This window comes from Vibrio sp. 1402 (assembly GCF_033340275.1).
This window is the reverse complement of the sequence record NZ_JAWOWE010000091.1, coordinates 1-1,065: the sequence shown is the minus strand read 5'-3', so window position 1 is coordinate 1,065 and position 1,065 is coordinate 1. Positions and strand designations below refer to the sequence as shown.

The 1,065-nt window shown below is 39.7% G+C and carries 2 protein-coding genes; both read right to left on the bottom strand.

The window, feature by feature from the left end; genetic code table 11:
* Positions 1-447: 447 nt before the first annotated feature.
* A complete protein-coding gene (locus tag R7044_RS24340) occupies positions 448-606 on the bottom strand; it encodes a YoaH family protein (RefSeq protein ID WP_021821688.1) in 159 nt (52 codons plus the stop codon).
* A 43-nt stretch (positions 607-649) separates the two neighbouring features.
* Positions 650-1,065: conjugal transfer protein TraF (traF, locus tag R7044_RS24335; protein ID WP_225455889.1), on the bottom strand; the 416-nt coding region annotated here is incomplete at its 5' end.

The following is a 1,065-nucleotide window of genomic DNA, read 5'->3' as shown; positions in this document are numbered from 1 at the left end:
ACACACCGTCTGCAAGTACTTACTGTCTTTATATGGAAGTATATATAAGCACCGAATTCTGATTTGGTTTTGTGACACTGTGTCTTAATTAAAAATTCAACACATTATACTGGCTAATTATTCCTCTTAATGGTCACTGTGTAATTTAATTACATGCAAATTATTCATCAATCTTGGAAAAGCAAATAATTCCACGATAACTCACTGATTAATATAAAATTTAGCCAAGATTGGCCTGAGTAACCATAAAATCACCACTGAAGCATGCTTATGGGTAAAAATAAATTGGTAAAATTTTACCCATTGCTTTCGTCTAAATGGTTGACCTCTTTTACTGCTGTAGTTAAGAAGGTCGTGTTACGCGGTAACGGTATGACTTAAATTGTTTGATGGGAAATGGATTAAGAAAGGGGTAAAAAAAGCAGGGTCTGTGCCCTGCTTCTTCTATTAACTGCCTTGTTGTTTGGCTGCGTATTCTGCGCGAATCTGCTCTGCCACGATTTTGATCGCTTCGGCTGTACTTGTGCCCTTTGCCATCAGTTCTTGAATTCGTTCTACAGCTTCTTGCTGCTCTTTGTGCGATATAGGTGGTAAATCGTCAAACATAAAAAAGGCTCCTCAATGTGAGGAGCCGACTATAACGATTCAGTTAATAGGTCGCAAGGAAATTAATGGATGCGCCCATTGCATTTTCGTTTGTGTATCTCGCAGCAATATCTAATTCAATCAGCTTCAATGGCGATAAGCCTATACCAGCCGTAATCGTCCCTTCATCATTACTTCTCGCAAGGTTTTTCATATAGCCACCTCGTAGTGCCATTTGGCGCAAAATGTCTATTTCGAAGCCAGCTCGAATCATTTGGGTGTTGTCATCAAATGAGGAAAAGCGTTTCTCTTCATTTAAGTCGTAGTCGACGCTCATGGTAAAGTAGTCTGCAACGATACCCGCACCGACTGTGTAAACAGGTCTCATACTGTATTCGTATGACTGAATCGTATCAGTGTTGTACTGGAACGATTTGGTTTTCACGTCTCTTCCAATCAAGTTTTTAGCCGAGATACCCA

Excerpts from the sequence above, each read along its gene's own strand:
- R7044_RS24340 (WP_021821688.1), bottom strand. The coding sequence starts at position 606 with ATGTTTGACGATTTACCACCTATATCGCACAAAGAGCAGCAAGAAGCT.